General features: G+C 22.3%; 13 protein-coding genes. 10 read left to right on the forward strand and 3 right to left on the reverse strand.

Annotation, left to right across the window (positions count from 1 at the left end; all coding sequences use genetic code 4):
- Position 1 precedes the first annotated feature (1 nt).
- A complete protein-coding gene (locus ACJA29_RS00750) occupies positions 2 to 2101 on the forward strand; it encodes a ribonuclease R family protein (RefSeq protein ID WP_406602723.1) in 2100 nt (699 codons plus the stop codon).
- Between the two features lie 2 nt (positions 2102 to 2103).
- Here the strand turns inward: ACJA29_RS00750 and ACJA29_RS00755 are convergent, their stop codons facing one another.
- Positions 2104 to 2673, reverse strand: a complete 570-nt coding sequence (locus ACJA29_RS00755; protein ID WP_406602724.1) for a thymidine kinase — start codon at positions 2671 to 2673, stop codon at positions 2104 to 2106.
- 122 nt (positions 2674 to 2795) lie between these two features.
- Between ACJA29_RS00755 and ACJA29_RS00760 the strand changes: the two genes are divergently transcribed.
- The gene (locus ACJA29_RS00760) at positions 2796 to 3893 is read left to right on the forward strand and encodes a hypothetical protein (RefSeq protein WP_406602725.1); all 1098 of its coding nucleotides are present in this window, start codon (positions 2796 to 2798) and stop codon (positions 3891 to 3893) included.
- Between the two features lie 2 nt (positions 3894 to 3895).
- Here ACJA29_RS00760 and ACJA29_RS00765 read toward each other — a convergent pair whose 3' ends face one another.
- Positions 3896 to 5401: an alpha-amylase family glycosyl hydrolase gene (locus ACJA29_RS00765; RefSeq protein ID WP_406602726.1), complete on the reverse strand. Its 1506-nt coding sequence runs from the start codon at positions 5399 to 5401 to the stop codon at positions 3896 to 3898.
- A 100-nt stretch (positions 5402 to 5501) separates the two neighbouring features.
- Here ACJA29_RS00765 and ACJA29_RS00770 point away from each other — a divergent pair, with 100 nt between their 5' ends.
- From ACJA29_RS00770 to ACJA29_RS00795, 6 genes are all read left to right on the forward strand, one after another.
- Positions 5502 to 6032 (forward strand): hypothetical protein, encoded by a 531-nt coding sequence (locus ACJA29_RS00770; protein ID WP_406602727.1) that lies wholly within the window; start codon positions 5502 to 5504, stop codon positions 6030 to 6032.
- Positions 6033 to 6071: 39 nt separating this feature from the next.
- Entirely contained in the window at positions 6072 to 7316 is a 1245-nt protein-coding gene (glyA, locus tag ACJA29_RS00775) for a serine hydroxymethyltransferase (protein WP_406602728.1), read from the forward strand.
- Positions 7317 to 7326: 10 nt separating this feature from the next.
- Entirely contained in the window at positions 7327 to 8151 is an 825-nt protein-coding gene (locus ACJA29_RS00780; protein ID WP_406602729.1) for an Hsp33 family molecular chaperone HslO, read from the forward strand.
- On the forward strand, positions 8151 to 8552 hold the full coding sequence (locus ACJA29_RS00785) for an adenylyltransferase/cytidyltransferase family protein (RefSeq protein ID WP_406602730.1): 402 nt from the start codon (positions 8151 to 8153) through the stop codon (positions 8550 to 8552). The genes ACJA29_RS00780 and ACJA29_RS00785 overlap by 1 nt, the downstream gene beginning before the upstream one ends.
- A gap of 62 nt (positions 8553 to 8614) precedes the next feature.
- Entirely contained in the window at positions 8615 to 8785 is a 171-nt protein-coding gene (locus ACJA29_RS00790; RefSeq protein WP_406602731.1) for a hypothetical protein, read from the forward strand.
- A 1-nt stretch (position 8786) separates the two neighbouring features.
- Entirely contained in the window at positions 8787 to 9536 is a 750-nt protein-coding gene (locus tag ACJA29_RS00795; RefSeq protein WP_406602732.1) for a DNA-processing protein DprA, read from the forward strand.
- Positions 9537 to 9542: 6 nt separating this feature from the next.
- Here ACJA29_RS00795 and ACJA29_RS00800 read toward each other — a convergent pair whose 3' ends face one another.
- Positions 9543 to 10286: a YebC/PmpR family DNA-binding transcriptional regulator gene (locus ACJA29_RS00800; protein ID WP_406602733.1), complete on the reverse strand. Its 744-nt coding sequence runs from the start codon at positions 10284 to 10286 to the stop codon at positions 9543 to 9545.
- A gap of 195 nt (positions 10287 to 10481) precedes the next feature.
- Between ACJA29_RS00800 and ACJA29_RS00805 the strand changes: the two genes are divergently transcribed.
- A complete protein-coding gene (locus ACJA29_RS00805; protein WP_406602734.1) occupies positions 10482 to 11507 on the forward strand; it encodes a hypothetical protein in 1026 nt (341 codons plus the stop codon).
- A gap of 7 nt (positions 11508 to 11514) precedes the next feature.
- The gene (locus ACJA29_RS00810) at positions 11515 to 12231 is read left to right on the forward strand and encodes an RDD family protein (protein WP_406602735.1); all 717 of its coding nucleotides are present in this window, start codon (positions 11515 to 11517) and stop codon (positions 12229 to 12231) included.

Below are 12231 nucleotides of genomic sequence, written 5' to 3' on the forward strand. Positions count from 1 at the left end.
TATGTTTGAAAATTACCAGCAAAAAATTTTAGAATACTTAAAAAATAAAAAATCATCATCTTTTTTAGATATTGTTAAATTTTTAAATATTAATCCTAAATATAATCGCGCCTTTAGTGATTATCTTTTTCAATTAAAATCAAATGGAACTATTGCATTTTCTAAAAAAAGAAATCAATATTTTATTCCTAAATTTATTGGTAATTTTGATGTTGAATTAAAAGTAACAGGTCAAGGAAAATATTTTGCATTTGCTAAATTGAATGATAATTTAGATATAAAGGTAATTATCTTTAACAACCATTTAAATGCTTTAAAAGATGACAATATTAATATTAATGTTTATCAAGATATTGATGATCCTAATTTTTATTTTGCAATTGAGGTAAAAATTAATCATCGTAAAACTAAATTTATTTATGCTGAAATTGATAATAATTTAGATTTAAAAATCATTTCTAATAATTTAAATAATTATCAAATTATTTACGATAAATCATCATTAGAAAAAAATACTTATGCAAGATTTAAGATAGACAAAATAGAACAAAATAATATTTATTTATTAATTGATAAAGTTTTAGAATCTATTAGCAAACCATATTCTGATATTAATTTATTAGTGGATATTTCAGGTATTAAGCAAACATTTTCTAATGAAGTATTAGCAGAAGCTGATTTAATTCCTGATCAAGCAAAAATTACTAATGAATTTAATCGTATAGATTTAACATCTAAATTAATTGTGACTATAGATGGGGAAAAAACAAAAGATTTTGATGATGCAATTTTAGTTGAAAAGAATAATGAAAATTATATTTTATATGTTTCTATTGCAGATGTTGCTTATTATGTTAAAGAAGATAGTCAAATTGATCTTGAGGCCAGAAATAGAGGATGTTCAGTTTATTTGATAGATAAAGTTATTCCGATGTTGCCTGAAAAATTATCAAATGGAATTTGCTCTTTAAATCCAAATGAAAATAGATATGCAATTACACTAGAAGCAGAAATTAATAAACAAGGTCATATAATAAATAAAAAAATATATCCTTCAATTATTAAATCAAAATATCGTCTAACTTATAATCAAGTAGCAAACAAAGAAAATGATGAAATAATTAAAAATGATTCAGAATTATTAAAAATGCTAACAATTGCTTATGAATTAAGTGATATTATTGGTAACAATAAATATCAAGAAGGCTATATTGATTTTGAGATTGAAGAACCTGTTATAGAATTAGATAAAACAACTGGAAATGTAATTGCAATTAAAAAAAGAGAAAGATTGTCTTCTGAAATATTAATAGAGAATTTCATGGTTTTTGCAAATGAAGTAGTATCTAAAACCATTGCTGATTTAAAAGTTCCTTCTATTTATAGAATTCATGAATGCCCAGATGTTGAAAAAGTACAAAATTTAAATCTATTTATTTCTTCAATTCTTCCTCAAGAACATTATCAATTAAAGCAATCTAATAATCCAAGAGATTTTCAAAAATTTGTTAATCAAATTAAAGAAAAAAGATTTGATAATTTAGTCAAAATGTTTTTACTGAAAACAATGCAAAAAGCTAAATATTCTTCTCACAATATAGGTCATTTTGGTTTGGCTTCTCAATATTATTCCCATTTTACTTCTCCTATAAGAAGATATCCCGATCTTTTATTGCATAGAATTATTTGAGAAGTAATCTTTAAAGGTAACAAACATTATTCTGAAAAAAAATCTCATGAAATTGATCAAATTGCACTATCTTCATCTAATGCCGAAGTAATTGCAGTAGATCTTGAAAGAAAAGTGATGGACATGAAAAAAGCAGAATATTATAAAAATTTTGTGGATAAGGAAATTAGCGCAACAATTGTTTCAATTCAAAAATTTGGTTTTTTTGTAGATTTAGGAGATACTTCAAATGCTTTAGTTCATATCTCAACTTTAGAAGATGCAGAAAATTATAAAATTTCAGATGATTATTATTCTTTATCCAATGAATCAAAAAATAAAACTTTTAAAATTGGTCAAAAAGTTACTATAAAAATTGATTCGGTAGCTAAATTAGAAGGAAAAATAAATGCTTTTGTTGTTGAAAAATAACCTTATTTTGTAGAAGAATCCTTTACATGACACTCTCTACATCTTGCTTCATAAATATCCGTGTCTCCAATTTCAATTGTATTATCACTTTTTGAAGTTCTAAAAGAACATGAAGCAGCTCTTTTGCAAATTAAACAAACAGCTTTTAATTTTTCTATATTATCTGCAATTGCCATTAAATGAGCAACAATAGGGAAAGGTCTTCTTAAATAATCCTGATCTAATCCTGAAACTATAATTCTTATTCCTTGATTGGCTAATTTATCTAAAAATTCTATCAAAGACATATCAAAAAATTGAACTTCATCAACAACCAAAGCTTTATATTTTTTTTGATAAAACAATTCTTTAATTTCTTTTGTGGTAGATACTGAATAAGATTTGATTGAATTTCCATTTCTTGAAATAATATCTGTATTAGAGAAACGATTATCAATAGATGGCTTGATAACAAGAGTTGGAATTTCAGCATAAGAAAGAATTCTAATTCTTTTAATTAATTCTTCACTTTTTCCACTAAACATTGGACCAGTTATTACTTCTATCATTCCGTCTGAATATCTTCTGTACATAATAGAAAATTTTATAAAATTTGTATTTAATTAATAATTATTTTTTTTATTTTTCATTGGAGTAAAATTTTTTCAATATAAACAAAAAAAGATTAAATAAAATTAACAAGAATGGAAATATAATGAAAATATCAGAATTTAAAAATAATTTTAAGTCTCTACCTATTGCTTTTACAGGTTTAGCTCTTGGAATAGGTGGGTTAGGAAATTGTTACAGACAAATTTTTTCTTTAAATAATCAATCACAAGTAGGAAATTGAGTTTCTTGTGCTTTTTTCCCATTTTTAATTTTATTTGTTCTAATGATTTTGTTTAAGTACATTTTTCATTTTCATGAATTAAAAAAAGATTTACATAATCCTTTAACCGTTTCTTTAATGCCAACATTTTCCATGTGCTTAATGTTGTTAGCAGGATTTATTGGAATGTGAGATAGAAATATAACTAGTCCTTGTCAAATATCTGCTGCCACTTTAATGGTACTGGCCATTGCAATTCAATTTATTTTATTATTTTATTTTGGAAAAAGCATTTTTTACAATCACATCAAAAAAAGTGAAGTAGTTTATGGTTCATATTTTGTTCCAACTGTTGGTTTGATAACATCATGTACAGTTTCTGGGAACATTCCTGCTATTCCTAATATATTCTTTCAAGTAATATGATATTTAGGTTATTTTATGTTTCTAGTAAGTTTATCTGTTATTACATATTTATTATTATTTAAAATTGACAAATTGAATAAAGAACATTATCCAACAATTGCTGTATGATTTTCTCCTGCTAACTTGTCATGTGCAGGATTTTATCAAGTATTTATTTTAGCAGCAAATAAACAAGTAGATTTATACCCTCAAACATTTTTAAATGTAATAGCTATTTTGACTACTATGTTAGGATTTGTTACTACTGTATTACTATATTTCTTTATTTTTAGAATATTTGTGCATCGTTTTAATCATAATTTAAAAACATTTTCACCCATCTTGTGTTCATTATCTTTCCCATGTGCTATTGGTGTAACTTCGATGATTTTTACAGCAAAAGCAATAGGAAAAATAAATGCAGATTTAAATTCAGTATTTTTAAATGATATGCAAAGCACATTTGGAGTAGTTTCAATCATCTTTTGTGCAATAACTTCAGCAATCATTTTATATTTACTAATTAATATGTTGATATTTGCTTGAAAAACATTATTTAAGCAAAAAAGTGATTAATATTAATTATTTTTTTTCACTAAAACCAATGATTCATAAGGTGACAAAGATTCTATATTTTTTAAATATTTTTTATTAGTTATTGTGCTTGATATAACTTTTCACTTTTCATTTAATTTTTTATTAATTGATTTATTTGATAAATTAATTAAAATAATATTTTGATTAGTTTCTTCAATTATTTTTATAATAAATATTTTTTTCTTTAATTGTATTTTTATTTTTTGTCTTTTAGCAAGATGATCTAAATCAATATTTTTATTTATTGTAATCAAATTTTTATAAAAATTCAAAATAGAATTTTTATCATTAAATTCATTTTCTCAATTATGTGTTAAATAATTAATAGGAAGTTTTCTAAAACAAAAATCACTTTTTGTAAAACCGCCATTTTTTTTATCATTTCATATAAAAAAAGATTGAGCATTTATTTTAGATAAATATTTTTGAGATTCTTCAAAATAATCAATTTTATAATTATTAAATTCCAAGGCTCTCTTTTTTTCATTATATTCATAATCAAAAAAGTCTTTTTTATCTCTAATATTTAATCTTAACAGCCCTAATTCATCTCCATAATAGTTAACAGTAGAATATAACAAAAGATTAGTAAACATTAGTAAACATTTATTTGACTCATCTATTAAAATTTCCTCATTTAATCAACGAGAGTTTACCCGACCTATTTTATTATTATTTATAGAAATAAAATATTTTCAGTTATGCTCAGAAGGGATTTTTAAGGTTTTTAATTTTTTTGACAACATTTTACAATTAAATGGTTTTTGCAATTCAAATGGATGTTGTTTATTAGTTGCAAATAAAGAATATGAAGAATCAATATAAAAATCACACATTACATTTATTAAATTTTGAAATATATAATTTATTGTTTTATTATTAAATAACATAGATCTTAATCCAATAGTGCATTTATGATTTATTTCTTTTGTTAATTCATATAAAAATTTCAATTGATATAATAATTTTTTATCTAATTTATTATTTTTGTCATATAGTTGTTCAAAATTAATAAAAACAAAATTATTTACATTTAGTTTAGTTCAAAAATTAATAATTTTTTTAAATGCATCAATTCTTTTTTTTGTATTTCAATTTAAAATTTTAAATTTAGAACTATTATCTTCTTCAATATATTTAGAAATATCTGGTTGAAAAATATCTTTAAAACTTGTTTTTAGAATCATAGATTTCAAAATATTTTTTAAATCAATTTGCACATATATATCAATGTTATTTTTTTGAAAATCATCAATCATTTTCTTTAATTGTTTTAAATTTCCATATTTATCATATATTGAGATTTGAACATCTTTTGCAATAATTTCTTCTTGATTAAAAATGTCAGGCAATAAAATTGCATCTATATTTAAATATTGAAAGTAATTTATTTTTTGACTCAATCCTTTAAAATCTCCAAATCCATCATTATTGGCATCATAAAAAAATAAAGGATCTACTTCATATAAAAACAACTTTTTACTCATATTTTAATTTTACTTGAATTGAACTATTTACATTTTAAAAAAGAAATTTATAACATCTATTTTTGTTATATTTAATCCAGGATATTTAAAGTAGAAAAAAATGTATAAAAAATCAAATTATGAATTTAATGTTCAATTATTTTATAAGAAAAAACAAGAATATATTCGTTCGTTATCAAATAAAGTAAAATACACAAATCCAAATGTACCATTAGAAGCAGATGATTTAATTTTGTTTTCTTTCTATAAATTATTAGAAAGCGAAAATAAATTAGAATATTTCGGTAATTTATCTTTAGATGAAAACTTTAATATAGAAAGTTATTTTTCAAGAAAAATTTGAAATTATATGAGAACCTATTGTAATATTTATAAATCTAAAAATCATCAAGTATTAAATCTAAGTTTATTGATTGATCATTGTGAAGAAAATTTAAGTGAAAATTATTATTATGAAGATTTGTTTCATTTTTTAACCAAAGAAGAATTTGATGTAATTTATGAATTAAAAGTAAATAACTTAAAAAGAAATCAATTGGCTAAAAAAATGAATACTACAATTTATAAATTAAGCATAATTGAAAAATCAGCTAAATTAAAAATATGTCAATACTTTAATATTAATTTTTAATGTATTGTAAAATTAAAAATAATATTATGGAGGTATTTTATGATTAAATATCAAAAAATATTTTTGAACGATAAAGAAATTGAAAAAGCAATAAATAATGAATTGATTAGACAACAAGATCGTATAGAATTAATTGCTTCAGAAAATTATGTATCAGAAGATGTTTTAAAAGCTGCTGGATCAATCTTAACTAATAAATATGGTGAAGGATATCCTCATAAAAGATATTATGGTGGGTGTGAAAACGTTGATGTAATTGAAGAATTGGCTATTGAACGATTAAAAAAATTATTTAATGTAAAATATGCTAATGTTCAGCCATATTCAGGATCAGTTGCAAATGCGGCAGCTATTGCTTCATTGATTCCTAAAAATGGAAAAATATTAGGAATGAGTTTATCATCTGGTGGACATTTGAGTCATGGATATAAAATTAGTTTTTCTGGATATTTTTATCAAACTTATTTTTATGATGTAGATAAAAATGGAATTTTGGATTATGATCAAATTCTAGAACTTGCAAAAAAAATTAAACCTGATTTAATTATTTGCGGAGCAAGCGCCTACTCAAGAATTATTGATTTTAAGAAATTTAAAGAAATTGCAGACCAAGTAGGTGCAAAATTAATGGCTGATATTGCTCATATTGCAGGATTAGTAGCTACTAAATTACATCCTAGTCCTTTTGAGTATTGTGATGTAGTAACATCTACTACTCATAAAACCCTAAGAGGGGCAAGAGGCGGAATAATTATGACAAATAATTCAGAAGTTGCTCAAAAAGTGGATCGATGAGTTTTTCCTGGTTATCAAGGAGGACCACTATTTCATCAAATAGCAGCTAAGGCTGTTGCTTTTAAAGAAGCGCTTGATCCTTCGTTTGCTATTTATCAAGAACAAATAATAAAAAATGCTAAAGCTTTTTGTAATGAATTTAAATTAGCAAATATTGAAATCGTTTCTGGCACAACAGATAATCATCTTTTTATGATTAATGTTAAAAAATCATTTAATTTAACTGGTAAAGAAGCAACAGAAATTTTGGAAAGAGCAAATATTACAGTAAATAAGAATGCAATTCCTAATGATCTCGAATCTCCTCAAATAACAAGTGGTATTAGATTAGGTACTCCAGCAATGACAACAAGAGGATTTAAAGAAGAAGAATTTAAAACATTAGCTCATATTATTATTCAATTATTACAAAATCCTTATGATGAAAATATCATTAAAAAATCTAAAGAAGAGGTTTCTTCTTTAACTTCAAAATTTAAGATTATTTAAAAAGGTTAAAATGAAGAGAAATTTTACAAAAATAATTATTAAAAATAATATAAGAATATATCTTTCTGATTTGCAAAATTTAGCTAATGATATTTTAAGTTACCATAAATATTTACCATTACCAGCAATTATTTTAGGAAATTCTCTTGCGGTTTTTAGTCCTTTAAAATTTTTATATGATTCTCAAAAGTTAATGATTAGAATTAAATCAAATGGTCCTATAAATTCTTTGATAATGGAAATTCAAGATCATGATGTTCGTGCTTTAATTTTAGATCCTAATATAGTGACTGAATATGACAATAAAAATTATAATGAAATCCCATTAATATTAGGAATAGGAGATGATGGTTCTTTAGAAATTTCTCGGAAAATTAAAAATGAATATTTTAATTCAGTAACTAAATTGGTTCGATTTGATATAGCAACAGATTTAGCTTATTTTTTAAATGTATCTGATCAAATATTTTCTGCAATTTTATCTAATGTTGAATTATCATCAGATAATCCTTTGATTTTTTCAAAAGTTAGAAGTATTATTTTTCAATTATTACCAAATCATACAGAGGATGATAAAAAATGAATTGAAGATTTTGTTGCAAATATGAACATTAAAACATTATCTATTAAAGAAATTGAAGATAAAATTGATGGAAAACTTTTAGAAACGAAACATTTATCTTCTAAATGTTGATGTAGTAAAGAAAAAATGATTAAAGCTATATTGTTGTTACCTATGAAAGAGCAAGAAGAATTGAAAAAAGATTCTTTAGAAATTAAATGTGAATTTTGTTTAAAAACAATCACAATTAAAAAAGAGGATTTTTTTTCATAATGAAACGAGCTATATTTCCAGGATCTTTTGACCCTTTTCATGAAGGTCATGATTTTGTGGTACAAAAAGGATTGGAAGATTTTGATTTAATATATATTGTTATATCTTGAAATGAAAATAAAGAACGCTTTTTTAGCTATTTTAAATCTAAAAAAATTATTAAAAGAAAATATAAAAAAAATAAAAAAATCAAGGTTTTGATTAATAAACGTCAATTAACAGTTAATATAGCTAGAAAATTGAATTGTTTCAATATTATTAGAGGATATAGAAATGAAGAAGATTTAAAATATGAACAAAAACTAAAATCTCAATATTTAATGTTAGAACCTAAAATAAATTTTATTTTATATAAATCTAACATAGATTTAAGCTCTACAACAATCAAAAATATGGTATAATAAAGCCAACTAACATCTTTATATATTTTTTTTCATAAAATGTGAAATTTTGAAAGGATTTTATGAAAAAGATTGTCATTCAAAATTTAGAAGAAATTGATGTAGATCAATTAATTTGAGATATAGAAGAATCTAATGATTTTTATATCTATGAAATAGAAAATAGTTCCAATTCTGAATATACAAATATTTTAGTTAAGATAATAAATAAAGGAAATAATTTTGGATATTAATATGAATTTAGTTTTAATTTATTTTGCTATTAAATATAAAGGATATTTTCATGATATTTATAATGCAATTAAGAAAAAAGAATTTATTCAAATGGAAGAGTTAGAAAAAATTGGAGAGGATTTAAGTTCAGGAAAGATAAAAGCTATAACAATAATTGATGAAGATTACCCTGAACCTTTAAAACAAATTAATCAACCGCCTTTTGTTCTTTTTTATGAGGGTAATAAAGAATTGTTAAAAGAAAAATTAATAATGCTTACAGGAGATTTTTCAAATGAAAATATAAATAAATTTATTAATGAATCTGCATTTGAATTATCAAAAAATTACACTTTAGTTTCTAATTTTTCAAAAGGATTAGATGAGAAAATAATAGATAATCTAATAAAAAATAATCAAAATTTAATATTAATTTCATCAAATGGTCTTACAAATCCTTATTTTGGTAAAAATATAAATGAATTAAAATTTAATAAAGATAAATATTTAATAATTAGTGAATATCCTGAAAATGTAAATTTAAATCATAAAAGATTGATACAAAGAAATAGAATATCTATAGGATTATCAGAAGCTTTGATTATTGCTTCTTCTTATAAAGAAAGTAAAATATCTAATTTAGTTTCTTGTGCCTTAGAACAAGGAAAAGATATTTTTTGTTTCCCTGGTTTGCAAAGTGAAAATGATGGAAATAATTTATTAATAAGAGATGGTGCTAAGATGATAACATCAATAAAAAATAAAATTTAGTAGAAGTTATTCTTTTATTATATCTATATCAACATTATGGTAAACTGCTTGAATATCATCGTGATCTTCGAATTCTTCAATTGAATTCATAAATTTATCTAATTCTTCTTCATTAAGCTGCACTTTATCATTTGAAACAAATGTAACTTCAGCAGTTTCAAAATTTGAAAAGCCCATTTTTTCCATTTTTTCTTTCACTTTATCAAAATCTGAAGGATTAGTATAAATAGTTACATACTCATCTTCTATTTTGTAGTCCTCTGCACCTGATTCCATGATTGCCATTTCTAAATCATCCATTTTGATACCTTCGATTTTAATTTCTAAAATTCCTTTTCTTTCAAAATTAAAAGGTATTGATCCAGTTTTTCCTATCACACCGTTTGCTTTTTTAAATAAATATTGTATATCAGAAGAAATTCTGTTTTGATTATCTGTTAAACAAATAACAAGTAAAATAATCCCGTGTTTTAAATTTCCTGAATAAATAATTTCTTTAAAAGAATCTGATGCATTTTTAGATGTTCCAGATCCTTTTGCAATAGCATTTTCTATATTTGCCTTAGGCATAGATTTTGCTTTTGCTTTTGATACGGCTAATCTTAAAGAAGCATTAGAACTTAAATCAGGCCCACCTTTAGCTGCGGCAACCATAATTTCTTTTGCAAATTTTGCAAAAAGTTTTGCTCTTGCTGCATCTTGTGCACCTTTTCTATGTTTAATATTTGCTCACTTTGAATGTCCTGCCATATAAGATATATCCTTAAAATTTTGAGTGTATAAAATTTAGTAATTTTTTAAAATCATTATTTTTATTATAAAACAATTTTTTATAAATTAATATATATAAAAAATATTTTAATATAATATTTTTATCAATAATGTAAATCTTGATATTTGTTAATTTATAAAGATTTAATAAGGTTGATTTTAGAAAGGATTCAAATGTTTTCAGTAATTATACTATTCAATGAATTAAGAAAAGAAATAATTACCAAAAAATTTTTTTCTAGACTTTCATCTTCTTTAAGAAATCAACAAAAAATCGAAGTGATTTTTGTTGTGGAAAATGATTATGAGTTAATTAATCATATTCAAGATTTTCAAAATGCAAATCCTAATTGTATTGTTAAATTCATTTTTTCTAATCGAGAAAATTCTTTAAACAAAATTTTAGAACAAGTCAATAAAATAGTAACAAATGATTATTTATTCTTTTTAACATCTCCATCAAAAATAGTTCCAGGATTTTTTAATACAATAACTAAAATTATTGATTCAAATTCTCCTGATATTATTGAATTTAAGCCATCATTAAATAATTTTATTAAATGAAATCCTAAAGATAGATTGGTAAGAAATTTATATAATGTTATTTTAAAAATAAAAGAACACCCAGAAATTATTGCTTTTAGTTATCCTTTTATTTTTAATAAAATAATTTCTACATCTTTATTAAATACTGTTCTAAAATTTTTCTCAACAGATACAATGTATGATACTTCAAATATTCTCTTTACTTATCTAGTTTATTTATTATTTTTAAAAGCAAACAAATATTATTATGTATCAAATCAATTAATTTCAATTGACATTGAAGAAAAACACATTTTAAATTATAATTCTATTTTGTCTCAATGAGATGTAATTCAAGAAAAATATTCAATTGAAAATAAATATCTAGAAGAAATTTCTTATGCTAAATTATTTTATTTAAAAATAATTTTATGTTCATTGTATTTACAGAATAAAACTAATATTAAAGAAAAATTAAAATCAAAGAAATATACATCAAATTTAAATCAAAAAAAATATCAAGAAAAATTAGACCAAATTACATATTCTGAATTTAAAGATTTTCATTTAAAAAATAAATACATGCTTTTACCAAATTCTATAGAAGCAAATATGTTAAAACAAAATTATCCTATTTCAAAATGAAATAAATTGTTGAAAGAGTTAGAAATATAATCAAAATATGAGTCAAATAAATGAAAAAGCTAAATTTTGATCAAGATTAGTTTCTACTTTGATAGATATTATACTTTTTTGTGTTGTAGGAATTTCAACTTCTCTTATTTGTATTAAGAAAGAATTAGTAACAAGTATTAATGTAGAAATGTATTTAGTTAAAAATGATTACACATATTTTTTATGATTATTTATTTTAATTTTGCTTTTATCTTTATTGTATATTCTAATTCCCTTAATTTGTAATGGAAGAACTTTAGGAATGATGATATTAAGATTAAAATTAAATTATAATAACCAAAGAAAATATTATGTTATTTTAAAAAGAACAGAATTAGGTGTTTTTTTATGAATTTTTGTAATTGTTATTTTTATGTGTTTTGTTTGGCCAACAACAATAAATAAAATGATAATTAGCAATTATATTCAATCTCATCTTAAAGATTTTAATGCAGAATTAGAAAGTTTAATACTTCAATATCAATGAACAACTTTGGAAATATCATTTTATGCAATTCCATCTGTATTATCTCCTATAATAGTTTTAATTCAAGTATTTTCATTTATGTCAATTTTGTTCAAACAAAAAAGATTGTCATTAGTAGATAGAATAACAAATTCAGAGATAGTGTATTCTTATAAATACATTAATATTGCAACAAAAGAAGAAATAGAAATAGAACCAGAAAAAAATATTATATATCCCATAATATGAAAGGATTAA

The sequence above is a fragment of the Metamycoplasma sualvi genome, assembly GCF_045276925.1.
Taxonomy (GTDB): domain Bacteria; phylum Bacillota_I; class Bacilli_A; order Mycoplasmatales; family Metamycoplasmataceae; genus UBA710.